This window comes from Cellvibrio sp. QJXJ (assembly GCF_024452345.1).
Classification (GTDB): domain Bacteria; phylum Pseudomonadota; class Gammaproteobacteria; order Pseudomonadales; family Cellvibrionaceae; genus Cellvibrio.
Genome location: NZ_CP101662.1, coordinates 4,099,068 through 4,124,473, shown reverse-complemented (window position 1 = coordinate 4,124,473; position 25,406 = coordinate 4,099,068). Strand labels below are relative to the sequence as shown.

The following is a 25,406-nucleotide window of genomic DNA, read 5'->3' as shown; positions in this document are numbered from 1 at the left end:
TAGCAATACACAGGAAAAAAACCATGCAGCAAGTACATCAACTCTTATCAATCGGTCTATTTACGCTTTTGCTCAGCGCCTGCGGCGGCTCGGGTGGTGGCGATAACAATAACTCCAGCGCCAATAACTCAAGTGCCAATACCAGTGCAACTAACAGTAGCTCCAGCACCCCCGCGAGCTCGGTCGAGCCCAGCTCAGCCCCGGCAAGTAGTATCGCCTCGGAAGCAGCCAGCTCTATCGCCCCCAGCTCAGTAGCAGCGAGCAGCGAGCCCGCCAGCAGCTCGGCTCCGGCTAGCTCCAGTAGCGCGGCCAGTGCAACAGTGTTAACCCTGGATATGACCAGCGGTTGGCGCGGCAATGGCACTGGCAATAGCGGCGTAACTCTCAATAGCGATGGGGTCAGCTTTACCGCCAGCGGCGATAACATAGGCGCCGTGACTGATATGCTCAAACCCATTCAGCTGGAAGATGCCATCGTTACTATGGTGGTTAATGTCAGCAGCGAATTCAAAGCAAGCGGCGCCAGCTTGCAACCAATCGTGCAAATCAAGGGCGGCAGCTATCCGGGTGAATGGGGCTGCTGGGCGGGCAACGAGCTATTCACGGCTGGGGAGGATGCAACCATCTCCTGCACCGTTACTGAAGGCGACAAAAAGTTCAACCAGACAGAGTTTGACGTGCAAGTCGGCGTGCAAGCCAAGGGAACACCAACCGGCGTCGTAACCATCAAAAGCGTCACCGTTACCCTTGCACAAGCAGCAAGTAGCTCATCGGCACAAAGCTCCAGCTCCAGCACCGGTAGCGTTTACTCTGCCAATGTGACCCGACTGCAAGCCTTGGCCGCATTCCCAATCGGCGCGGCAGTCACCAACAACGACGGCCCCAGCTTTAACATCGTGACCAATACCTCGGAACAAGCCGTGGTGGAAAAGCATTTTGGCGAGATGACGGCAGGCAACATCATGAAAATGAGTTACCTGCAGCCGAGCAATGGCAACTTCACCTTCACCAATGCGGACACCTTTGTGGATTACGCCAAAGACAACAACATCAACGTACACGGTCACCCGCTGGTTTGGCATTCAGACTACCAAGTGCCTAACTTCATGAAAAACTGGAGCGGCTCGGCAGCAGACTTTATCGCTGAGGTTGAAGACCATGTGACGCAGGTGGTTACCCACTTCAAAGCCAAGGGTAATGTGGTGAGCTGGGATGTTGTGAATGAGGCCATCAACGACGGCTCTCCGGTGGCTAACTTCCGCACCACCGATTCCCCCTTTTATGTAAAAAGTGGCAATAGCTCGATTTACATCGAAAAGGCTTTCCAGGCGGCACGTGCTGCTGATCCCAGTGCGATTCTCTACTACAACGATTACAACATTGACCAAAACAACGCCAAAACCACCAAGATGATTGAAATGCTGACCGACTTCCAAACACGCAGCATTCCCATTGATGGTGTGGGTTTCCAGATGCATGTGTTTATGGATTACCCGAGCATCGCCAGCATCAGTGCCGCGATGAAAAAAGTGGTGGATAAGGGCCTGAAAGTAAAAATCACCGAATTGGATGTAGCGGTAAACAACCCCTACAGCGGCGGCTGGCCTGGCAACAAAATTACCAGCTTCACCAACACTGTCGCTTTGGCACAAAAGAAACGCTACTGCGAAATCGTGAAAGCTTATATGGACACAGTGCCCGCAGCACAGCGCGGCGGTATTAGCGTGTGGGGCACCACCGATGCCAACACCTGGCTAACAACCGCAACGGCCGCCTATAACGGTGAAGCAATTGCCTGGCCATTATTATTCGACAACAACTACAACGATAAACCCGCACTGCGCGGATTTGCCGATGGTTTGGAAGGCGCAGCGTGTAATTAAAACGCCAAGTCAGCGTATAACAAAAAGGCCAACCGCATCCGGTTGGCCTTTTTGTTGTTAGCAGAGAAAAGTAATTACATGATTAATCCAAAGGACGACGCTTCCCCGTCACCATCGACAGGGGCAGATTCTCCTTGAGGCGATAACTCTCCAGTAGCGCCGCACTCACATGCACGACAACCAATGCCATCACCGCATTAGCAATCCACTCATGCAAGTCCTCTACCCACTGCACGCCCCAGAAATAATCGATCTCTTCCAACATATAACCTGTGATGCCCAGCATTAAGATTCCGGTCATCATTAATATCATCACCAGTGCCCCCACAGGGGAATGCCCCATACGGTGATACGCTTGCCCGGTGCGCAATGCGTTGACATGAGCCGAGAGCCGCGCCGGCGTGGGGAAGAAATCTGCCCAGCGCGCTGCACCGTTCCCAACAAAGCCCCATACAAAGCGCACCAGCAACCAGCCCACTGCCACATAACCAAGCCATTGGTGCCAATCGTCGCCCGCTTCATTAAAAAAATAATTGGCGATAAAAATCAGCGCAATCGACCAATGAAACAAACGGACTAATGGATCCCAAAGTGGTACCAGTTGCGCACGCATTAATCTTCAATTTCCTCTTTCACAATTTTACCGCTGACCGGATCAAAATAAATTTCTACCTTTTGTTTGTCCTTATTCCAGCCATAAATTTCATAGCAGTTGCCATCAGTCACTTTAAAAACCTTGATCTCGTAACCCTGCTCTTTGAGTTGCTCCTGAAACTTGGTTTGATCCAGCCACTCAGATTTATCTGCCTGGGTACATTCCGGGCCAGCAAATGCCGTTGCACTCAACATTGCCAAGCTTGCAAATACTAATTTACGCATAACGATTCTCCTTGAGAGGACAAAATTGAAAGTAAAAAACGAACTACAGGCCACTAATAAAACATTGCCACCCAACATTGGGTTAAGAACCGTAAGGAAAGGTTATATAACCAACCAGACCACAGATTCTGCGCAGGCATGACACCAAACACCCACAAGGTAGCCGACACTAACCAAGCCAGCAGCCCGCGTCAACCGAGGCGGATTTTAACGGGCAAAGCTTAAATAATCCTTAATCACCGCTGCCAACCGCGTTAACCCTTTGGGCATACCAGGCTTAACTAGTATACAAGTACACATCATCTATGCTGTAATTTCACCCACGCTTATTCCCCCCTATCCCGAGGAACGTTTCATGGCGCACTCACTCCGCCTCACGCCGGTTTTGCGCTGGCTCACCACACCCCGCTTAATTACACCCTTGCGGTATTTACTGCTGCTATTGGCGATAGTCAGCCCCACCAGCTGGGCGCTGGGAGAGGAGCCTTGGCTGGCAACCAGTGCACGCGGCAATCTGGTGCTGGTGGATAAACAGCAAGCGCTGGATATTGTTATCGACAGCAGCGAATTACCCGGCGTAGTGCGTGCGGCAAAAAATTTGCAAAGCGATATTGAAAAAGTGACCAGCAAACAACCGGCGTTAAAAAATACTCTCGCCGGGCAAAAGCAATTGGTGTTGGTGGGAACACTGGGCAGCAGCCAACTTATCGCGCAATTAATTGCCGCTAAAAAATTGGATGTCAGCAAAATCCAACATCAATGGGATGCCTTTCAAGTCGCGGTGATTGATAAACCCTTTGCCGATGTAGAGCGCGCGCTCGTGATTGTCGGTGCCAATAAACGCGGCACTATGTATGGCATTTACAGCCTGAGCGAGCAGATTGGCGTATCGCCTTGGTATTGGTGGGCGGATGTGCCCGTTAAACAAAAAGCGACTATTTTTATCGACAAAAAAATAAATGTTGTTGAAATTCCAAAAGTGAAATACCGCGGTATTTTTTTAAACGATGAAGCACCCGCCCTCACCAACTGGGTCACTGAAAAATATGGCAACTACAACGCAGAATTTTATGAAAAGGTGTTCGAGTTATTGCTGCGCTTAAAAGCCAATTTTTTATGGCCAGCGATGTGGAATAACGCCTTTGCCGATGATGATCCGCAAAATATGATCCTCGCCGATGAATACGGCATAGTCATGAGCACCTCGCACCACGAACCCATGATGCGCGCTGACAAAGAGTGGAACCGCTACGGCAAAGGCCCCTGGGAATATTCCAAAAATCCGGAAAATTTATATAAGTTTTGGGTTGATGGTGCCACGCGCAACAAACCCTACGAAAGCATTTACACCCTGGGCATGCGCGGCCAACAAGACGAGCCGATGAGTGAAGGTGAAAATATCGGATTGTTGGAAAAAATCGTCAGCGACCAGCGCAACATCATTAGCGATGTGTTTGGCAAAGATCAGCTCACAAAAGTGCCACAAGTCTGGGCGCTGTACAAAGAAGTGCAGGGTTTTTACGAGCGGGGCATGCGTGTGCCGGACGATGTCATCCTGCTCTGGTGCGATGACAACTGGGGCAATATTCGCAGGCTACCCACACCCGATGAACGCAAACGCAGTGGCGGTGCCGGCGTTTATTATCACTTTGATTATGTCGGCGGCCCGCGCTCTTATCGCTGGATTAACACTATTTCCATCGCCAAAATTTGGGAGCAAATGCACCTCGCCTATACCTTTGATGCCAACCAAATCTGGATTGTGAATGTGGGCGATTTAAAACCCATGGAGTACCCGATTGAATTTTTCCTGAACATGGCCTGGAACCCGGAGGCCTGGCCCAAAGAGCGCATACCCGAATTCGCCCGCCTGTGGGCCGAACGTGAGTTTGGTGCGCAACACGCCCAAGAAATTGCAGCGATTATGACCGGCTACACGCGCCACAATTTGCGCCGCAAACCGGAACTGCAAGACGCCACAACTTATAGCCAACTGCATTATCGCGAAGCAGAACGCGTTACCGCCGAGATGAATGATTACGTTGCACGCGCCGAAAAAATTTACGCACAGTTGCCCGCTGCACAGCGCGCGGCGTTTTATCAATTGGTGTTATTCCCAACCACCGCCAGCGCCAACATTACCGCACTGTATAACGCGCAAGCCAAAAATCATTTGTATGCTGCACAGGCCCGTGCCACCACCAATGATTACGCCGATAAAGTGCGCGAATTATTTGCCAAAGATGCCGCGCTGGAACAGGAATACCACCAGCTCAACGGCGGCAAGTGGAACCATATGATGTCGCAATCGCACATTGGTTACAGCCACTGGAATCACCCACCGGAAGATACGCTACCCGTCACCCATCATTATGAGCCACATAATTCAGCGGAAATGGGCATAGCGATTGAAGGTGTCGCCTCCGCCTGGCCCAAGCCCGGCAATTATCTACTGCCGCGTTTTGATCGTTTGGGAACACAGTCGCGCGTGATTGAAATTTTTAATAAAGGTAAAGAATCCTTCCTCGCCACTGCCAAAACCACTACGCCCTGGATTATACTGAGCAAGACTAGTATACAAGTTGACAAGAGCACGCGGCTGGATGTGAGCATCGACTGGAGCAAAGCGCCCATAGGTCGTGCCACTGGTCGCATTGACATCAGCGGCACCAGTTGGGGCAGTGCGAGCATCGGCGTGGAAATCGTAAATAACCCGATCAACAAAAAAGCATTGCGCGGTTTTGCCGAAGCCGATGGCTACATCGCTATCGAGGCGGAAGATTTTAGTCGCCAGGGCGCGAGTGGTCATTTACGCTGGGAAAAAATCCCCGAGCACGGCCGTACTATATCGTCCATGTCGGTGTACCCGATTGGCGATTGGCAATTTAACGATGCCACCAACGCGCCCTACCTTGAATACGATATTTACACCCACAGCAGTGGTGAATTTACCTTACAGGGATTTTTTGCCCCGAGCTGGCCGTTTATGCCCGAACGCGGTTTGCGCTACGCGGTGGCGATTGATGATGAGCCAGCACAAATTGTGAATTTGGTGGCCGACATGAGCGATGCCACTTGGGCGGAAACCGTGCGCAGCGATGTGCGACTTGGCATTACCAAACACAAGGTTGCACGCGCAGGCGCGCACAAACTGCGCATTTATAGCCTGGACCCGGCAGTCACGCTGCAAAAACTGGTGCTGGATACCGGCGGTTTACAACCCAGCTATCTGGGCCCGCCACCCAGTAAGCGCTATTAATTGTTATTCATTTTTTAAACAAAAATCTTACAGACACTTTTTGAGACGCCATTGAATGAAAATTGTTGATGCTAAAGTCATTGTGACCTGCCCCGGCAGAAATTTTGTCACACTAAAAATTACGACCGACCAAGGTGTGTATGGGATTGGCGATGCAACACTCAATGGCCGCGAAAAAGCGGTGGTGTCCTATTTGGAGGATTATTTAGTCCCGGCATTAATTGGTCGCGACCCACAACAAATTGAAGACATCTGGCAATTTTTTTATCGCGGCGCTTATTGGCGTCGCGGGCCAGTAGGTATGACTGCACTGGCGGCAATTGATGTGGCGCTGTGGGACATTAAAGCCAAACTCGCCAACATGCCGCTCTATCAATTGCTCGGAGGAAAAAGTCGCGAGCGCATCCTCACCTACACACATGCCAATGGCAAAGACCTGGACTCCACCCTGGACGCCGTGCGTAAAGCGCGCGAAAAGGGTTACGATGCAATTCGTATTCAATGCGGCATCCCTGGCATTGAAAAGACCTACGGCGTTGCCAAAGGCGATAAAAGTTACGAACCGGCCGATGCCGATTTGCCCTCTACCGAAATTTGGTCCACCGAAAAATATTTGAATTTTATTCCCGAAGTATTTGCGCAGGTACGCAAAGAATTCGGCAATAACATTCATCTGCTACACGACGTGCATCACCGTTTAACTCCCATTGAAGCGGCGCGCTTGGGCAAAGATTTGGAACCCTATCGTTTATTCTGGATGGAAGATGCGGTGCCTGCGGAAAACCAGGAATCATTTAAATTAATTCGCCAGCACACCACCACACCATTGGCGGTAGGCGAAGTATTTAATTCCATTCACGATTGCCGCGAGCTTATCCAGAATCAGCTCATTGATTACATTCGCTCGACCATTGTGCACGCTGGCGGCATCACCCACGTGCGTCGCATTGCCGATTTTGCCAGCCTGTTTAACGTGCGCACCGGTTTTCACGGCGCGACGGATTTATCGCCGGTATGTATGGGCGCCGCCCTGCATTTTGATTATTGGGTGCCTAATTTCGGCATTCAGGAGCATATGGCCCACAGCGCGCAAATGGACGAAGTATTTCCACATGCGTATGAATTCAATCGCGGCTACTTCACCCCCGGCGAAACGCCCGGCCACGGTGTGGACATCGACGAAAAACTGGCAGCTAAATACCCCTATAAACGCGCGTGTTTGCCTGTGAACCGCTTGGAAGATGGTACTCTCTGGCACTGGTAACATGGTTGGTGTTACCACACCATAATCCATTAAAAATAATGACCGGAGCAGCGAATGAATTTTTCTAAAAGCTTACTAACCCTGGCGCTAGGCGCCGCACTTTTGAGCAGTGGCTGCGGCGATAAAAACGCCCAGCCAGGCACCGCTACAACCATCAGCAGCGCCGCCAGCAGCGAAAGCGCACCGGCAATCGACACCACAAAATTTATCGGCCAACCGCTGGTGAGTCATATTTACACTGCCGATCCATCGGCCCACGTGTTCAATGGCCGCATTTATATTTACCCGTCACACGACATCGACAGCGGTATCACCAGTGACGGTGAAGGCGACAAATTTGATATGAAGGATTATCACGTATTGTCTATGGAAAAAATCGGCGGTGAAGTTACCGACCATGGCGTCGCATTAACATTGGAAGATATTCCATGGGCCAGTCGCCAGCTGTGGGCACCGGATGCCGCAGAAAAAGAGGGAAAATTCTTTTTATATTTCCCCGCAAAAGATAAAGACGGCATTTTCCGCATCGGTGTCGCTACCAGCGATTCTCCAAGCGGCCCCTTTGCAGCAGAGCCCAATCCCATTGAAGGTAGTTTCAGTATCGACCCCAGCGTTTTTAAAGACGACGATGGCAGTCACTACTTATATTTCGGCGGCATTTGGGGCGGGCAATTACAACGCTGGGTAAGCGGCAGTTATGTGGAGGAAGACAAATATCCCGCGAGCAATGAACCTGCACTCAGCCCGAAAGTAGCGCGCCTGAACGACAACATGCTGCAGCTCGCAGAAACCCCGCGCGATATTCAAATTCTGGATAACGCCGGCAAACCCTTATTGGGCAGCGACACTAATCGCCGCTTTTTTGAAGGTGCCTGGTTGCACAAATTTAACGGAAAATATTATTTTTCCTATTCCACCGGCGACACCCATTACATTGCTTACGCCACTGGTGATAGCCCCTACGGCCCCTTTACTCATCAAGGTATCGTGCTCATGCCAGTGCTCGGCTGGACCAATCACCACTCCATTGTGGAAGTGGAAGGCAAATGGTTTTTGTTTTACCACGACAGCCAACTCTCCGGCGGCAAAACCTATTTGCGCAACGTAAAAGTCACCGAATTAATTCACAACGACGACGGCACTATTCGCACGGTGGATGCTTATTTGGATTAACCTTGCTGTAACAAAAAATCCCGATCAACTGCTGATCGGGATTTTTACATTTAACAACAAATCTTCTGCACTCGATATTAATAGATCTTTTCCGCCCTACAGTTTTCAGCAATATACTGTGCATGCGTTGGCATGTATTCGACGGACTTTTCAATCACCCTTCTAATCCCCTCCAGCCGTTTAGCAATTTCATCGTCTGTCATTCGATCAACCAAGGGATGATAAGTTCGAGGGTAGATACCTTGGCCGTGCATCACTTCAAGCCAACTTAACTCATTAAACATTTCAACGTTATTACGATAGATGCGTCCGTTCTTTTTGAATTGTTCAATTTTTTGAGTTAATTCCTTAGGTATGCTCATGTTGCGGCAGTAATTCCAAAAATCGGAATCGTTCCGCTCGGTTGCGTGATAATGCAGAATCAAAAAGTCACGAATTTTTTCAACCTCAAAACTAGCCTGACGATTAAACTCATCAATATCTTCTTGATCAAAATATTTGTTTGGAAAAAAACTCATTAAACGCGCAATAGTCGATTGCACCAAATGCAGACTAGTGGATTCCAATGGTTCCATAAAACCACTTGCCAAGCCCACTGCCAAACAATTTTTATTCCAGATTTTTTTTCGCTTCCCAGTCACAAATTTGAGCAAACGTGGCTCAGCCAAGGGCTTTCCATCAAGATTGTTTAATAGGATGGAACAGGCTTCATCTTCACTCATAAATTTACTGGAAAAAACATGCCCATTACCAGTGCGGTGCTGCAGCGGAATTCGCCACTGCCATCCCGCCGAATGCGCAGTAGAACGAGTATAGGGCGTTGGCTCTCCCACGCGTTCGCAGGGAACAGCCCAAGCGCGATCACATGGCAACCAGTGGGACCAATCCTCATATCCCGTTTTTAATGCCTGCTCGATTAACAGCCCACGAAAACCGGAACAGTCGATGAAAAAATCCGCTTCAATTCGTTCACCCGACTCTAATTGCACTGATTCAATAAACCCATCACTCGCACGTAAAATTGTATCTACGACCTTGCCTTCAGTACGTATAACGCCGCGCACTTCGGAATATTCACGCAGAAACCGTGCATACAATCCCGCATCAAAATGAAATGCATAGGCGATATTAGACAAGGGTGAATTACCCGCATCGAATGGCCGCATAAATTTTCCGCGATCAGAAGCAAGACCACCGATGGTATAGTTCCCCAGTTCTTCTGCTTTACCTAACTCCGCCATTTTCAGCCAGTAATGATAGAACTGAACCCCCTCCATGTCCTTGCCCACTTCACCAAATGCATGAATGTATTTGTGCCCAATTTTTTTCCAGTTAACAAATTGGATCCCGAGTTTAAATGTGCCTTGGGTTTTGCGGATAAATTCATTTTCATCCAAATCCAGCAATTTATTAAATAACTGAATTTGTGGAATAGTCGCCTCACCCACACCAACCGTCCCTATCTCTTCGGACTCGATAAGTTGTATTTGGCAATAGTCAGGTTTAATTAGCTTGGATAGTGCTGCAGCAGTCATCCAACCCGATGTTCCACCACCGACAATGGCGATGCGTCTTATATTGTTATCCTGCATTGTAATCACCCAATTTCGTTACTTACTTAACCCCATAAAATTCACGGCTGGTCGCAAAATAAAAATGACGGCGCATGAGTTTTCCAAGTTGGATTAGTTTCAGTTATCGTTATTTTTTACTTAACCATTATGCGGAACCAAAAAAAAGGCACAACCCCATTGTGGTTGCGCCTTCTTTAGCCTCAGCCCTAGAGAGATTAGAACACAGCTTTCACTGTCAGAGCCACGCGGCGGTCATTGACGAACCAAGAGCGACCAGTCTGACGACCTTCTCCATCCAGTGTCATCAGGGTTTCTGTCTGGGTATTCGCCAGATTGGTACCCTGTAAGCCGAGAGAGATTTCTTCAGTTAACTGGTAGGTGATCGCACCATCCAGAAAGCCCGAAGCACTATTCCAGATCGGCTGACCGCTGATCACATCACGCGTAGTGAGAAGATATTCGGAACGCCAGTTGTAAGCCAACCGCGCAGACCAGTCGTTCTTCTCGTACATGAGCACCAGGTTAGCAGTGTGCTCTGACTGACCGCGTAGCGGCAGCCCTTCCAAAGCAGCGGGATCAAAGGGCTCCAAACCGGGCTGCGGCGTTACGTTCTCTTCCGGCTCCGCTTCAGTGGCAGTTCCACTAGAAGAAAAGTTCGGAATACCCTCTGAGTCAACAAAGGTGTAGTTCGCCTGAATACCAAACCCGTCGAATGGCTCTGGGAGCATATCGAAGAATTGTTGGTAAGCCAGCTCGATACCCTGCAACTTGCCTTCTCGTCCATTACGCGTAGTGGTGAAATCAACGGTCTGAGTTACACCAGTATCAGGATTGGTGAACGTTCTGGGCAGCGCGCCTTCAATAAAGAAGTTCTTCAAATCTTTATAGAAAACAGTCCCCGTAAGGGAGCCAACAGGCGCGAAATACCACTCCAAAGACGCATCCCACTGGGTAGACTCCATGGGTTTCAACGCAGGGTTGCCACCGTTACCGGTCCAAATCGCCGGATCAACAGACACTATGTCTACACCAGAGTCGACCGGACCTGGCAATGCCGGAGCATTCGGATCTGGAACTACCCGCGTAACGTTCAAGCCGCGCGCACCAAGAACCGCCTGGTTGCGAACTTCAGACATATCCGGAAGAGCAATAGCCTTGGATACCGCAAAGCGACCAATCAGATCATCTGTCAGCTCAACCTTCAAGTTGAAGCTCGGCAACACATCATCCCATTTGGCACTCGACTCCAACTCACCCTCATCGTAGTCATTACCGAACGCTTTTTCATCTGGAGTTAACCAGTTATTAGCGTCGCGCGAGTAAGAGAGCAGAGTAGTCACTTCATCCAACCAATCCTGTTCCGACTCAAACAGGCCCGGATCGAAAGGCCCAACTTGATCCTCTGCCCACTTGCGGATAGCGCCACTGTCAGTCAAGTCAGTAGGTGCCCCCGCAGGAATAGCTTGACCAATCATATCCGGGAATTGAACCGAACCTATCGCATCGCGATCTAACCTAACGTAGCGCAAGCCGACATTACCGTTGAATCGGAAAGCACCTTCATCCGAACCAAAATCCAAGCGAACATAAATAGCCTCGTTGGTTTCAGTGGTGTCGTAGACTTCAGCCGGAACGAAATAGGTACCTGGGATAACATCTGGGCGATTTTGGTAGGGCTCCCAAATACCCTCACCATTGGGGTTATTTTGAGGTAATTGACGACCAGCAATCACATCCTTCAAGAGATCCTCTGTGGGGAAGATAAAACCATCGCCAGGAATGGAGACCACGCCACCACGATGGAAGTCAGACCAATCAACATACTGGAACTCGTCATAAATGCTCTCATCCAGCTCGGATAACCAGAGAGCACCCTCGCCACCACCCGGAGCCCATTCTGCACCGAGACTCCCCCAGTTATAAGAAGTATTGCGCACTACCTGGTTACGTTCGGCGTAGCGAACCCCAGCCTTAACAGCAGTCAGGAAACCGTCATCAAAGTTATGGGTTACGTCAAAGCGTCCAGCGCGGGATTCCCCTTCAGATCGCTCGTAATGGTCCATGGCAGAACGTAGCCAGTAGGAATCACGATCTTGGAAGTAGTTAGAGTCGCCGGCTGGGTCATTGGAGAAACCAGGGAAATCGGTTGCATACCACTCGGGGTTAGCATCACGACGGCCGCCCCAGGGTTCAATGACCGTAAGGCTAGGTGTATCGCGGCGCAAATCCAAGATTTGCAATGCGTGAATACCAAGTGCAACCTGCAAGTCATCATCTGAAGTGGTTGCATCAACAAACTGCAAATCAGCCTCAAATTCCCAAGCGTCGCTTGGTGTCCATTGCAGATTAAAGCTAAGGTCTTCAACGATAGTACGCGTATCTTTGTAGCGTGTATCAGTCTGATATTTCTGACCGAAATAGTCATTCTGAGTGACGTAGCCGTCCGGAGCAGTGTCACCCAGCCCCCATGCTGCGTCCCAAGCGGTCGGCACTCGGCCTTCACCACCACGCCAGCCACCGCCATCAGTGATATAACCAGATTCAAAAATACTGTCGCCGTTGAAGGTAAACTCGGTACCAGGATAAGGGCGCGCACGACGGTTTTCACTGACTGTGCCATCGTCGTTAGCATCACCATAGCCACCCTGATACTTAACGGCATTTTCCTTCCAGCTCAGGCGTGCATCTGAGCGCAAGAACTCAGCAGTAGCCAGTAAGGTGTCATCCGGACTCGCCCATTGCAGCGATGCGCCGAATCCGCGGCGGATACGCTCATCTTCTTTGGTAAAAAAGTTAGAGCCGTTGGTCATCCACACTTGGCCATCATCCATCGCAGCGCTAGCTGGAGCACCTAAGGTATCGGCGCGATACTTCACAAAAGCATCACTCTGGATACCATGTGAGGTACCGATCAGCTCGGAATAGGATCCGTTAAGAAGCAATCCGAACTCACCGGCAGTTTCAGTATCCCAACGATTACTGTAGAGACCCGAAACCGTGGGAGAAGCCTCTTCAGCCATATCACCGTAGGAGACATCACCGGTAAAAGCGAACATCTGACCATCACGGTCAAAGGGTTTACGGGTTTTCAAACTGACAGTGCCGCCAATACCACCTTCAATCATGTCGGCGGATTGGTTTTTATACAGATCCACACCACCCATCAATTCTGGTGGTACGTCCTGAAAGTTCAGGCCACGGCCAGAGTTAGCAGTAAAGGAGTCACGACCATTGAATTCACTTCGGGTCGCACTCATACCACGGATAACGGCACCGCTACCTTCCACACCAAAGTGATCGGGATCATCCGGCGCCTGAAAACGTTCAATAGACACACCTGGCATCCGCTGCATAGCTTCCAATACACTGCGATCCGGTAGAGAACCAATGTCTTCTGCTGAAATAGCATCCACAAAGGTGTTCGCGTTACGTTTAATGTCCTGGGCGTTCTCAAGATTTTGGCGGACGCCACTAACTACAACCTCCTCTACCGCTTGGTCTTGTCCAGATGCATTCTGCGCAAGCGTGGGAGAGCTTATTGCCATGACGCACATGGCAAGTATCGACTTCTTGAAAGTGATGGTTTTCTTGGCGTTGTCTAAATAGACCATAGCGCTTTACCCCGATGTTATTTGGTAACCTTGTTATTATTTACACAGCATCGACCGGCGATATTTCGCATATGTAATGCTTCTCATCGCCGTTCAACGCTCACTATTTGTTTTTGTTACGACCTTGCACGGATTACTCGACAGTAAACCTGCGGAGCAGAATCGGATCTGCGGATGCCTCCCGAGTGGCTAAATCCGCGCCTTGAAGCTTAATGCCCATGCGCAGGGCGGTCGGCTCGGTGGGAACACCTTCCATAACCCGCTCGAATCGGTACCAACCGTTACCCAGGTCTTCCGCCGCACTCAGAGCGATATTGCTACCAAAGTTGCCGGAATAACTGCCACTGTTCTGCTGAATGTAGATCTGTATCGCCATACCGGGGTTCTCAGTGATGTAGTAGTCACTGAGGTACAGCTCTACACCCACTGTCGCGCCCTCTAAATCCGGCAGCTCATTTTCAGCAGCAACATACATTACGGTACGTTCGTTACTGTCAGTTGCCTGCCAATTCGGAGCAATACTCAAGGCACCACTTTCGCTGTCGTAGGACAAATCAGGAGCACTCGCAAGGCCCTGCCAGTTGTCATTACTCCAAGCACCCGAATCAACCGATGCTTGAGATGGGATAATTGCAAATGGCCCAGTATCACTCGAAGAAACGATATTGATCTGCATACTGTTAATAGTCAGGCGACCTGCTGGTTGGTTTTTAACTTGCAACCCGACCCGGATGTTCTGACCTTCTTCAGCCACGAACGCATCATTGTCTGTAGCGCAATTAATTGTTTGGGGAACGCCAGGTGTCAGGGAGCCGTTGCCCACATAACAGCCAAATTCACCGGTATAGCTGCCGAAGTTCAACTGGATGATTGGCTGAACATCCGCACCGGAGTCTTTGAAGGCTTGATCCACAGTGAAGGTCATGTCAAAACTACGACCAACAAGGTCAACCGGGCCTTCAAGCAGATAAACCAGCTTCTGGTCACCAGCGGTAGGCTCGAAGTAAACACCGGTATCATCGCGCTGTACTGTAACGGCAGGGGTCGCATCCATCACCGTCCAAGCTGCATCATCCATATCGACGATAAGCGGACCGGTGCCAGACGCTGGTGTCAGGGTGACATTGTCTAACCACACTTGCCCGTCAACCTCTGGCGCCTTGCCGTTAGCCACAAAGCGCACACCAATCTCATTGATGTTGCGCAGGGTGAAGCCCTCGTCATGCCATGCGAAGGTGCCGTAATCGATTGCCTCCACATCGCCCACCATAACGGTTTCGCCGGTGCCAGCTGCCATTTCCCACATTTCAAGGCGGTTCCAACCAGCTTTTGGTTGGTAGCCGAGACTTACAGCCTTACGGCCCTGAGCATTACCCAGCAATAAATGCATGCTCATCTTGCCGTCGTTGGCGTATTCCTCTGTAACAAAGACCCAAACTCTGGCCGCAGAACCCGCCATATCGCTGACTTCGCCCACAGATCCGACGATATCTAACTGATCAGTATCGCTAGCCCACTGTGGATCTACCGCCAGCACTTGTTCATTAGCATTCCAGCTTAGCGTGGCAGTGGCACTACAGGCATCAACGCAACGGCTGCTCCAGTCGTAGGTGTCAGCTTCTTCGCTAAACGCAATAAAGGAAAAAATTCGCGGCTCAGCGGGTTCGGGTTCGGGTTCGGGTTCGCCCCCACCTCCATCGCCTCCATTATCAACAGGCGGTGGAGCTTGTTTCGGCCCCAAATCATTACTCCCGCCACCACAGGCAGAGAGCACGAAGATTGTGCAGAACACGATGAGTAGTTTTTGAAACATATTGAGACCCTCTATTATTCTAGTCTTGGATTTAATTGTTCTAAGCGCAAGCTGACTGAATCCGGCTGGCTTTCCACTGTCTTCACTTGTTGCAGCCCTTAGCGACCTGCCACTTTTGGAGCGGTAGTGCACATAGCGAATATGGATTTTTTAAACGTTAAGCCCTGCTGATTTACGGTCTTTTGATTTTTATGGAAAACCATAGCCAACCCCTTTTTGTTAAATTTATCTTTAGGTGATTTTCATATTGCTTTTTATTTCAGGAAGTTCCGGACCCTCGTGTGTACTAGGATTCTAGTGCCAGACTCCATCTTGCATACTTGTAAACACAGGTCACAAGATGAGCACATGCTACGCCAATGATGATTATTGTGTCAATCTGACCATAAGTCATTATTAGATCACTTCCCACGATAAATATTAGTCTTTATGTACTAAAGTGACAGCGCTATCAACAAAAAAGTAGCGCGCAAATTTATCTGCAATTGTTATTTTTATTCACAAAAAAGCCCGCTCTGAAAGCGGGCTTTTTGGGGCATATAAGGAGGCGAGAATTAGGCTTGAAAGGGATGACGCAAAACGATAGTTTCGATGCGGTCAGGGCCAGTGGAGATAATATCAATTGGAGCCTTAATCAATACTTCCAAGCGGCTGATATAGGCACGCGCATTGGCAGGTAATTGTTCCAGGGTTTGTGCGCCTACAGTGGATTCACTCCAGCCAGGCATCTCTTCGTAGATAGGCTTGAGATCAGCCCAACCTTCGGCATCGTAGGGCATACCGACAATCGCATTGCCTTTAGCATCCTGATAGCCGATACAGATTTTCACTGTTTCCAAACCATCGAGTACGTCGAGTTTGGTCAGGCAGATGCCAGTCACACTATTGATACGATTGGCGTGGCGCACTGCAACAGCATCAAACCAGCCACAGCGACGCTTACGACCAGTAGTGGCGCCAAACTCATGACCTTTTTTACCCAGGTATTCGCCGATTTCACAACCCAACTCAGTGGGGAATGGGCCGGAGCCAACACGGGTGGTATAGGCCTTGGTGATACCAAGGACATAATCCAGATAGAGCGGACCAAAACCTGACCCTGTGGCAGTGCCGCCAGCTGTGGTATTAGACGAGGTCACAAAGGGATAGGTACCGTGGTCTATATCGAGCAGCGAACCTTGGGCACCTTCAAACAGAATGCTTTCACCTTGCTCGCGTGCGCTGTGCAACAGCTCGGTGACATCGGCCATCATCGGCATTAATTGCGCCGCCCAGACTTTGCAGTCGGCCAGCACCTTATCAAAATCCACCGCCTCAACCTTGTAGTACTGGGTCAGGGCAAAGTTGTGGTACTCAAGAATCGCTTTGAGTTTGATAGCAAAACTGTCCATATCGACCAAATCGCCCAACCGCAGGCCGCGACGGGCAACTTTATCTTCATAGGCCGGGCCAATACCGCGACCAGTGGTGCCAATTTTGGCATCGCCGCGCGCCAATTCGCGCGCCTGATCCAAAGCAACATGGTATTGCAGGATCAAGGGGCAAGCAGGTGACAGACGCAAGCGGCTGCGCACTGGCACGCCAGTCGCCTCCAACTCGGTAATTTCTTTTAACAGGGCTTCGGGTGATAACACCACACCATTGCCGATCAAGCAGGTTACGCCATCGCGCAAAATGCCGGAGGGAATCAGGTGCAACACGGTTTTTTTACCGTCGATCACCAGTGTATGACCCGCATTGTGACCGCCCTGAAAGCGTGTCACCAGAGAGACCTGATCGGTCAACAAATCCACGATCTTGCCCTTGCCTTCATCACCCCACTGGGTGCCCAATACCACGACGTTCTTGCCCATGACTGGTTTAACTCTCTGTGCTAGATAAATAAAGAAAACTGACCGATTAACAGGCTACCAGCTGGTAGCTGCCATTTCGTAACAGCAGTTGACGATCACAACCCAGCTCCGCCAGATCGGCCTCGCCACTTACCGCCACAACTCGCTCACCTTGCTGGCGCAAATCTTGTACTGCTTGCCACTGGGCTGGATCGCTGTTTCCAACTACCGCAATCGCGCTCACCTGCCCTTTGTGCAACAAGCCTAATTTACTGATAGCAGTGATATCCACTGCAAAACCGGTCGCAGGGCGCGCACGCCCAAAGACCTCGCCGATGTGATCGTAGCGGCCGCCGCTGGCGATGGGGTTGCCATAGCCGGGCGCAAACGCCGCAAATACCAACCCGGTCAAATAGTGATAACCGCGCAACTCGCCCAAATCGAAATAAAGCTCAGCATTGGGGTAGCGCTGTTCAATAACCTGCGCCACTTGATCGAGCTGATCAACTGCTGCCTGTGCGGCGGGCAGCGCAACAAATAGCTCACGCGCTTTTTGCAAAACGGTTTTATTGCCAGCCAGACCGGGCAATGCCAAAAACAGTGCAGCCGTGCTGGTGTCGTCGATATTTGTATCAACCCAGACGCGAATTTCTGTAGTGGCTTTACGCTGTAGCAATTCAAAGAAGGCATCTTCCTGTACCTTGCTCAAACCAGCTGCGGCAGCAATAGCGCGATAAATGCCAACATGGCCTAAATCGATATGTTGTCGCGGCAACCCCGCCACACTGAGCGACTCCAGCAGCAATGACACCACTTCTATATCAGCCGCGATAGTTGACTCGCCGTAAAACTCAAGGCCAGCTTGAATAGGTGTACGCGTAGCGAGCGGATTCTTGGGGCGGGTATGAACTACATGACCGGCGTAACAAAGGCGGTTAGCGCCAGTACGCTTAAAACTGTGAGCATCCATACGCGCGGTCTGCGGCGTGATGTCAGCGCGAATCCCCAAGGTACGGCCACTGAGTTGATCGGTCACCTTAAAGGTGAGCAGATCAACATCGCGCCCCAATCCGATTAATAAGGAGTCGGTGTATTCCAGCAGTGGTGGAATCACCATGTCATAGCCCCAAGTGCTGTACAAATCCAGCAAACGGCGGCGCAAACTATCTATAGCTTTGGCTTCGGCGGGCAGGATTTCTTCCACTCCGTCCGGTAACAGCCAGCGATCAGCGTAGGTCATAAGCGACTCTGGTAGAGAAACAAAACCGGATGGTCCGGCACGCACGCATAAAAAAACCGAGCGATCGGCTCGGTTGCGGCATTTTAACACTGTTTGGTGCGGGATTTGTAGGCCAATTACACTTGGATCATCCCGCCCCAAAAAGAATCGCCCGCAGAGCGGGCGATTTCAACTTAGTTCTTGCCTTGAGGGTCTTTTAAGTAGCGGAAGAAATCGCTGTTGGGGTCAACCACCATCAAATCCTCTTTACCACTGAAACTCTGGCGATAAGCATTGAGGCTGCGCACAAAACTGTAGAACTCAGGATCTTTACTGTATGCCTGGGCAAAAATTGCCGCGGCCTGGGCATCGCCATCACCGCGAATACGCTCCGCATCGCGATAGGCATTAGCCTCCAATATTGACACCTGCTTGTCTGCATCCGCACCAATAACTTCAGCCTGCTCCTTACCCTGTGAACGATATTCACGCGCCTCTTTTTCACGATCAGCAGCCATACGGGCGAATACTGGCTGACTTGCCTCGGCCGGGAAATCAATACGTTTAACACGAATATCTTTTACTTCGATACCCAGTAGCTTCACGGCATCAAGATTAATACTGGCGGTAATCTCGCTCATTAATTCATCGCGCTTACCCGACACCACATCATGCAATGTGCGACGACCAAACTGGTTACGCAAGCCATCGGCAACCCGCTGGGCAAGCCGGTTTTCTGCGGTTAACTCATCACCACCCGTTGCCTTATAGTAAACCTCGACATCTTTCACTTGCCACTTGATGTAGGAATCCACCATCAACCGCTTATTTTCAACAGTAAAGAAGCTTTCTGTTGCCATATCGGCGGTCAATAAACGACCATCAAACTTGCGCACCTTTTCGGCAAAAGGCACTTTAAAGTGCAAACCTGGCGGCACATCTGCTTTCACCAAACGACCAAATTGCAATACCACTGCGCGCTGGTATTCAGTGACTACGTAAGCCGAGTTAGCAAAAATAACCAAACCGACCAACAGCGCAACTATTGATAAGAGACCTTTACTAGACATTAGCGCATCTCCCGACGAACAAGTGGCGTAGCCGATTCAACTGGCTGAGCAGCACGACTATTGAAATTTTCTGGTTGTGATTTTGGTTCGGCGACCGACTGACGATTCACCATGCGATCCAGAGGGAGATACAACATGTTATTTCCCCCAGCGACATCCACCATTACCTTGGACGAGTTAGTCATCACACTTTCCATGGTTTCTATATACAGTCGCTGACGCGTCACTTCGGGGGCACGCTTATATTCTGTTAGCAAGCTTTCAAAACGATCCGATTCACCTTCGGCACGTGCAATTACTTCAGCTTTGTAGGCTTCTGCTTCTTCGATCATCCGCTGGGCGCGACCACGAGCTTCAGGAATAATACCGTTAGCGTAGGCCTGAGCCTGCGCCTTGAATCTGGCCTCATCTTCTTTAGCCCTGATCACATCATCAAACGCCGAGCGAACCTCTTCTGGCGGGCGAGCATCCTGAATATTGACCGTGTTGACTTGAATACCTGCACCATAGGCATCAAGGTAAGACTGCAAGCGCTGCTTAACTTCCACTGCAATCGCCTGACGCCCTTCGGACAAGACTTGATTTAACTCGCTGGAACCAACGACATGGCGCACCGCTGAATCTGTGGCATGACGGAGACTGGTTTCAGGGTCGCGCACGTTCAATACAAATGCTTTTACATCAGAGACGTTGTATTGCACAGAGATAGGCAGCTCTACGATACTTTCATCCTCAGTCAGCATCAGACCACGTGATGGATACTGACGCTCACCGGTGACATTGACCTTGATTACATCGGTAATCAGTGGCGCGTTCCAATTCAGGCCTTCCGTTTTGATTTCCGAGAAGGCGCCAAATTTCAGCACCACAGCACGCTCTTTGGCGTCCACTTGGTAGACTCCCGAGCCGATATAAATCAGCAAGGCAACCACAGCAAAAACGCCAAATAGTGGCTTCATATTCGCGTTGCCAGTTGAGCGCCCACCTGATCCGCCGCCGCCAAACATGCCGTTGAGTTTGTCTTGCAACTTTTTAAATGCCTCATCCAAGTCCGGCGGGCCATCGTTGCCATTTTTATTACCGCGACCACTCCAGGGGTCTTTGTCTTTTCCCGGTTCGTTCCAGGCCATACTATTTCTCCACATAGAAAGTAAAACTGGTTTGGGATTTAATTAACTATTCCTGTGCAACCGGCATATCCGGCAGTGTTCCTGACTCATCCCACAACAGACTCTCAAAAGCTATATTTGCCGCACTGAGAATCCGCAATAAATCATCTTTGGGTATACGTACTTGCAGCAGACTTGCGCCATCAGCGCGGTGATTTTCGCTCACTACCGCCTGTTGTGCATAGAGCATAGCGCGCAAGCGCCCCTGTGTTGGCGGGACAACCAGGCAACCGCTGACAAGCTCTTTTCCCAGCACTTCTGAGATCGCCTGATTTAACAGCTCACAACCAGCACCTGTCTGCGCAGACAGCCAAACCGCAATAGGTTTGCCGGTTTCATCGCGATCGATATGCGGGCCGGTATCTGCCAGCAAGTCTACTTTGTTATAGACGCGCAATTGCGGTAAATCTGCCGCCTCAATTTCTTCCAGCACCAATTCCACCTGTTCAATATTGCGCAGGCGTTCTTCAGCTGCTGAATCTATCACATGCAAGAGTAAAGTTGAGTTGCTAGCTTCTTCAAGTGTCGCTTTGAATGCCTCCACCAGTCGGTGCGGCAAGTGACTAATAAAACCTACCGTATCCGCCAGCACTACTGCACCAACATCAGATAGTTCGATTCGGCGCATGGTTGGATCAAGGGTGGCAAATAATTTATTTTCAGCGTAAACGTCAGCACCGGTAATACGATTGAACAGGGTAGATTTACCCGCGTTGGTATAGCCCACCAGCGACACGGTCGGAATAGCCGCGCGTTGACGCGAACGCCGCCCCTGCTCACGCTGGGAGCGAACTTTTTCCAGGCGCTGCTCAATTTGCCCAATACGATTACGCAACAAACGACGGTCAGTTTCCAGCTGGGTTTCCCCCGGGCCGCGCAAACCGATACCACCTTTCTGACGCTCAAGGTGAGTCCAGCCGCGAATCAAGCGCGTGGCACTGTGACGCAATTGCGCCAGCTCAACCTGCAACTTACCCTCAAAGGTTCGTGCGCGTTGGGCGAAAATATCAAGAATTAAACCGGTGCGATCAAGTACGCGGCACTGTAGCTCGCGCTCCAGATTGCGTTCCTGACTGGGGGTTAAAGTATGATTAAAAATAACCAGCTCGGCGCCGTTATCGACGACCAACTGTTGCAGCTCCTGCAATTTGCCGGTGCTGATAAGGAATTTTGCAGTGGGGACAATTCGCGATCCGGTTAAAAATGCCACAGGGTCGCCCCCGGCAGATAAAACCAACTCTTCGAATTCACGTGGGTCTTCGGCGTCTTGGCCGTGAGACAAATTCAGGTGAACCAGCACTGCTAGCTCACCCGATTCGGGACGATCAAAAAACAATTAGCTACCTCGAGTCAGTATCAATGATTTGATAGATTACTCGGCTTGCTCGTCTTCTTCGCCTTCAACGCCGCCTTCGTTCAACAGCGGAACGCGAACAGCACGGGATGGAACAACAGTGGAGATTGCATGCTTGTAAACCATTTGGCTTACGGTGTTTTTCAACAGCACGACAAACTGATCAAATGACTCAACCTGGCCTTGTAACTTAATTCCATTTACCAGGTAAATGGATACAGGCACACGCTCTTTGCGCAGAACGTTCAGGTAAGGGTCTTGTAAGCTATGCCCTTTTGACATGTTTATCTCCTAGGGACAATAAAAATTATAGTAATTTACCCACCTAAAACACCCAACGAATCCATCGGGAGGAGGTGGAAGAAAGCATGAAAATCAGATTAGGCTTCTCACGTAGGCATTATATGGCGGTGCGACCTATAAAATTCAAGGCGCAATGCACAATTTCTTCCTTCGTGAGTGAAATTCCCTGATCAGTCTCCGTGCATAACCAGTGTAGTTCACTATTTGAGCTTGTCGACCAACCGCGCAACCAAGTAAATTGTCGCTTGGCTAACTGCCGGGTAGCGATAATTCCACGCTCACGCATTTCGTTGTAATCGACTCGCCCATCAAGATAATCCCACACATGGCGGTAACCCACCGCACGAATGGCGGGCAAATCGGGTTGCAGATCACCGCGCGCATAAAGCGCCCGCACTTCATCTACTAAACCACTGACCAGCATTTTTTCGAATCGTTCAGCAATACGCCGATGCAAGGTGGCGCGATCACGTGGAGCTATGGCAATTTGACAAACAGTAAAGCGCTCACAAAACGCACTGGTTCGCGGCTGTGCATGTTGCACCTCACGCAATTGCGCCATGGTTTTACCACTCACGCGATAAACTTCCAGCGCGCGACTAAGCCGCTGCGAATGATTGGGGTGAATGTCGGCCGCAGTCTGCGGGTCAACTAAGGCGAGCTGGGCATGGATATGCGGCCAACCGAACTCTGCCGCTTCACGTTCAATTTGCGCACGCACTTCAGTATCTGCGGCAGGCATTTCGGCCAAGCCATCGAGCAGCGCACGAAAATAGAGCATGGTGCCGCCAACTAACAGTGGAATTTTTCCCTGCGCGTGGATCGCATTAATTTCGCGCTCGGCATCGGCGACAAAATCGGCAACGGAATAGGGCTCTGCCGGGTCGCGGATATCAATCAGGCGATGCGGGGTTTCCGCCAATTCGGCGGCACTGGGTTTGGCCGAACCAATATCCATACCGCGATAAACCAACGCCGAATCCACACTGATTAATTCCACCGGCAATAATTTGCTCAAGCTAATCGCCAGATCGGTTTTGCCCGACGCGGTTGGCCCCATCAAAAAAATCACCAGCGGTTTCTGCGCAGAAGTAGCCATGATCTTATTGCCCACGCATAAACATTTTGTCGAGATCGTCGAGCGATTGCAGCAGCCAGGTGGGTCGGCCGTGGTTGCACTGACCACTGCGCTCGGTCGCCTCCATATCGCGCAGCAGCGCATTCATTTCGGGAATGGTCAGTTTGCGATTGGCACGCACCGAGCCGTGGCAGGCCATGGTGCCAAGAATTTCGTTGATGTGATGTTGGATGCGCTCGCTGCTACCGTGCTCAATCAAATCGGATAAAACATCGCGCACCAATTGCTCAACTTTGGCGCGATTTAAAATGACCGGTAGCTGGCGAATTAATAAAGTTTCCGGGCCAGCGCGCTGCAACTCAAAGCCGAGCGCTTTGAATACCTCGCTAAAATTTTCGGCAAAGTCCGCTTCTTTTTCGCTGACCGCTATCGACTCAGGCACTAGCAGTGGCTGGGTTTGCAAACCGCCACAGTGAAACGACTCTTTCATACGCTCGTAAGTCACGCGCTCGTGCGCCGCGTGCATGTCAACCACAATTAAACCCTGCGCATTTTCCGCGAGAATATAAATACCTTTTAATTGTGCGATGGCATAACCCAGTGGGGGAATCTCGTCGCTAGCAGATTCCGGCAAAGCATAAGTTGCCGTGGGATTTGCGGGGCGATGCAACTCGCCATAGGTCGCCATCTGTTCACGCACAGCACCGGGATTAATTTGTGCAGGCTGGTAATTTGACGATGAATAATGACTCGCGCCGGACGCCGCACGAAAGCCCATACTCTCCTGCCCTTTGAATTCGCCCGCCGCAATGCCTTGAATCGGTTTGGTGGATGAAAGTGCAAATGGATTTATACCGGAAACTTCATCGGCGCCTTCACCCAGTTCGCGTTTTGCAAGCGTATCTTCCGGGCGAACTTTTGCGAGTGCGTGATGCAAGCTTGAGTAGATGAAGTCGTGTACGTTGCGATTATCGCGAAAACGCACTTCGTGTTTGGTGGGATGCACATTCACATCCACCGTCGATGGATCCAGTTCCAAATACAATACAAACGCCGGATGGCGGCCGTGGTACAACACATCCTGATAAGCTTGGCGTACAGCGTGGCTGACGAGCTTGTCGCGAATCGCGCGACCATTCACATAAAAGTGCTGCAAGTCTGCCTGGCTGCGCGAAAAGGTGGGCAGCGCCACCCAACCCCACAAACGAAAACCATTGCGCTCTATATCAAGATGCACCGCATTTTCCATAAACGCCGGGCCACACACCTGGGCGACGCGACGCTCTTGCTCGAGCTGAGAATCACCCGCACGCCAGGAATAAATGGCACGGCCGTTGTGGCGCAAATTAAACGCGACATCAAAACGTGATAATGCCAAGCGTTTTACGACATCCTCAAGATGGGTGTATTCCGTTTTATCGGTGCGTAAAAATTTACGGCGCGCAGGCGTATTAAAAAACAAATCGCGCACCTCAACAGTAGTGCCGCGCGGGTGTGGTGCGGGCGATAACTGCGTTTCCATATCGCGCCCTTCGGCAACTACCTGCCAACCTGCGCTGTCATCATTGGTGCTACTAATCAACGCCAGACGCGCGACCGAACTGATACTCGCCAATGCTTCACCGCGAAAACCTAAGGTGGCAACTGCTTCGAGATCATCCAGTTCATAAATTTTACTGGTGGCGTGACGGCTGAGTGCGAGTGGCAAATCGTCTTTATCAATGCCGCCGCCGTTGTCACGCACACGCATGAGCTTGATGCCGCCCTCTTCAATATCAATTTCCAAACGCGTTGCACCGGCGTCGAGTGAATTTTCCAGCAGCTCTTTAATCACCGAGGATGGACGTTCAACAACCTCGCCAGCAGCAATCTGGTTGGCGAGGCGCGGGCTGAGCAATTTAATTTTTCGCATGGGAAACCAATCG

The 25,406-nt window shown here is 50.5% G+C and carries 17 protein-coding genes; 4 read left to right on the top strand and 13 right to left on the bottom strand.

Annotated elements, in window-relative coordinates; genetic code table 11:
- Positions 1 to 23: 23 nt before the first annotated feature.
- Complete coding sequence (locus NNX04_RS17830) at positions 24 to 1,883, top strand: endo-1,4-beta-xylanase (RefSeq protein ID WP_261946666.1); 1,860 nt, start codon at positions 24 to 26, stop codon at positions 1,881 to 1,883.
- Positions 1,884 to 1,965: 82 nt separating this feature from the next.
- Here the strand turns inward: NNX04_RS17830 and NNX04_RS17825 are convergent, their stop codons facing one another.
- Complete coding sequence (locus NNX04_RS17825; RefSeq protein ID WP_261946665.1) at positions 1,966 to 2,496, bottom strand: cytochrome b/b6 domain-containing protein; 531 nt, start codon at positions 2,494 to 2,496, stop codon at positions 1,966 to 1,968.
- Positions 2,496 to 2,762 (bottom strand): PepSY domain-containing protein, encoded by a 267-nt coding sequence (locus NNX04_RS17820; RefSeq protein WP_007645023.1) that lies wholly within the window; start codon positions 2,760 to 2,762, stop codon positions 2,496 to 2,498. Before NNX04_RS17820 ends, NNX04_RS17825 begins: the two co-directional genes overlap by 1 nt.
- 355 nt (positions 2,763 to 3,117) lie before the next feature.
- Here NNX04_RS17820 and NNX04_RS17815 point away from each other — a divergent pair, with 355 nt between their 5' ends.
- From NNX04_RS17815 to NNX04_RS17805, 3 genes are read left to right on the top strand one after another with little or no spacing between them, the layout of a single operon-like run.
- Positions 3,118 to 6,021: a glycosyl hydrolase 115 family protein gene (locus NNX04_RS17815; RefSeq protein WP_261946664.1), complete on the top strand. Its 2,904-nt coding sequence runs from the start codon at positions 3,118 to 3,120 to the stop codon at positions 6,019 to 6,021.
- A 55-nt stretch (positions 6,022 to 6,076) separates the two neighbouring features.
- Entirely contained in the window at positions 6,077 to 7,285 is a 1,209-nt protein-coding gene (gene manD, locus NNX04_RS17810) for a D-mannonate dehydratase ManD (protein ID WP_007645027.1), read from the top strand.
- Between the two features lie 54 nt (positions 7,286 to 7,339).
- Positions 7,340 to 8,458, top strand: coding sequence for a glycoside hydrolase family 43 protein (locus NNX04_RS17805; RefSeq protein WP_261946663.1), 1,119 nt, complete (start codon positions 7,340 to 7,342; stop codon positions 8,456 to 8,458).
- A 77-nt stretch (positions 8,459 to 8,535) separates the two neighbouring features.
- Here NNX04_RS17805 and NNX04_RS17800 read toward each other — a convergent pair whose 3' ends face one another.
- The 11 genes from NNX04_RS17800 to mutL form a co-directional block, all read right to left on the bottom strand.
- Positions 8,536 to 10,050 carry a tryptophan halogenase family protein gene (locus NNX04_RS17800; protein ID WP_261946662.1) on the bottom strand — a complete coding sequence of 505 codons (1,515 nt, stop codon included), beginning with the start codon at positions 10,048 to 10,050 and terminating at the stop codon, positions 8,536 to 8,538.
- 197 nt (positions 10,051 to 10,247) lie between these two features.
- Complete coding sequence (locus tag NNX04_RS17795; RefSeq protein WP_007645033.1) at positions 10,248 to 13,577, bottom strand: TonB-dependent receptor; 3,330 nt, start codon at positions 13,575 to 13,577, stop codon at positions 10,248 to 10,250.
- Positions 13,578 to 13,776: 199 nt separating this feature from the next.
- Positions 13,777 to 15,456, bottom strand: coding sequence for a family 15 carbohydrate-binding domain-containing protein (locus NNX04_RS17790; RefSeq protein WP_040393319.1), 1,680 nt, complete (start codon positions 15,454 to 15,456; stop codon positions 13,777 to 13,779).
- A 554-nt stretch (positions 15,457 to 16,010) separates the two neighbouring features.
- A complete protein-coding gene (locus tag NNX04_RS17785; protein ID WP_040393320.1) occupies positions 16,011 to 17,309 on the bottom strand; it encodes an adenylosuccinate synthase in 1,299 nt (432 codons plus the stop codon).
- A gap of 46 nt (positions 17,310 to 17,355) precedes the next feature.
- Complete coding sequence (locus NNX04_RS17780; protein ID WP_261946661.1) at positions 17,356 to 18,528, bottom strand: ATP phosphoribosyltransferase regulatory subunit; 1,173 nt, start codon at positions 18,526 to 18,528, stop codon at positions 17,356 to 17,358.
- A 173-nt stretch (positions 18,529 to 18,701) separates the two neighbouring features.
- Positions 18,702 to 19,577 (bottom strand): protease modulator HflC, encoded by an 876-nt coding sequence (gene hflC, locus NNX04_RS17775; RefSeq protein ID WP_007645037.1) that lies wholly within the window; start codon positions 19,575 to 19,577, stop codon positions 18,702 to 18,704.
- Positions 19,577 to 20,707 (bottom strand): FtsH protease activity modulator HflK, encoded by a 1,131-nt coding sequence (gene hflK, locus NNX04_RS17770; protein WP_261946660.1) that lies wholly within the window; start codon positions 20,705 to 20,707, stop codon positions 19,577 to 19,579. Before hflK ends, hflC begins: the two co-directional genes overlap by 1 nt.
- A gap of 46 nt (positions 20,708 to 20,753) precedes the next feature.
- A complete protein-coding gene (hflX, locus tag NNX04_RS17765) occupies positions 20,754 to 22,082 on the bottom strand; it encodes a ribosome rescue GTPase HflX (RefSeq protein ID WP_007645039.1) in 1,329 nt (442 codons plus the stop codon).
- Positions 22,083 to 22,118: 36 nt separating this feature from the next.
- Positions 22,119 to 22,382 carry an RNA chaperone Hfq gene (gene hfq, locus NNX04_RS17760; protein ID WP_007645040.1) on the bottom strand — a complete coding sequence of 88 codons (264 nt, stop codon included), beginning with the start codon at positions 22,380 to 22,382 and terminating at the stop codon, positions 22,119 to 22,121.
- A gap of 118 nt (positions 22,383 to 22,500) precedes the next feature.
- Positions 22,501 to 23,502: a tRNA (adenosine(37)-N6)-dimethylallyltransferase MiaA gene (miaA, locus tag NNX04_RS17755; protein ID WP_261946659.1), complete on the bottom strand. Its 1,002-nt coding sequence runs from the start codon at positions 23,500 to 23,502 to the stop codon at positions 22,501 to 22,503.
- A 4-nt stretch (positions 23,503 to 23,506) separates the two neighbouring features.
- Entirely contained in the window at positions 23,507 to 25,393 is a 1,887-nt protein-coding gene (gene mutL / locus NNX04_RS17750; protein WP_151056118.1) for a DNA mismatch repair endonuclease MutL, read from the bottom strand.
- Positions 25,394 to 25,406: the final 13 nt, after the last annotated feature.